1 protein-coding gene is annotated in these 466 nt (G+C 63.9%); it reads right to left on the reverse strand.

Translation table 11 applies throughout. From position 1 onward, the window contains the following. Window positions 1–153: 153 nt before the first annotated feature. Window positions 154–465, reverse strand: a complete 312-nt coding sequence (locus ACWTU8_RS32545) for a DUF2934 domain-containing protein (RefSeq protein ID WP_454580843.1) — start codon at window positions 463–465, stop codon at window positions 154–156. Window position 466 lies beyond the last annotated feature (1 nt).

The raw sequence follows: 466 nt of genomic DNA on the forward strand, positions 1-466 counted from the left end.
TGAAATACTGCACCTCCTTCTCATGCTTTTGCGCCGCCTCGCGGTTATCGAACGTCCCCAGATTCCGCCGTTTCCCGGTTTTCTCGTCCTTGTTGCGTGAATAAAGCCGGTATCTGCCGTCCTTGAGTTTGCGGATCATCTCGCTCTCCCTGGTCAGGTGCCCTTTTTGGCCTTCAGCCCGCGCGCTGCCTGCTCCACCGCGGCACGGTCAGTGCCCAGGCGGTCGAGCAGCGCTTGCGCCTCGTCGCCCGAAATGCCGGTGCGCATGGCGAGTTCCTCGACCTCCAGCACATCGGTGCTGGCGATCTCGCGCGGCAAGGCGTCGTCGGCTGTCAGCGGCAGGGCCGCTTCCCTGTCGATCTCGGCCTCGGCCCGGTGCCAATGATGCTCGGGATCGCCGCCGCCTTCACGCTCCCAGATCTGGTATGCGCGCTGCTGGATCTTCTCGTGCCGTTCGTCGCCCATT

This window comes from Mesorhizobium sp. BHbdii (assembly GCF_053848045.1).

Excerpts from the sequence above, each read along its gene's own strand:
- ACWTU8_RS32545 (WP_454580843.1), bottom strand. The coding sequence starts at position 465 with ATGGGCGACGAACGGCACGAGAAGATCCAGCAGCGCGCATACCAGATC.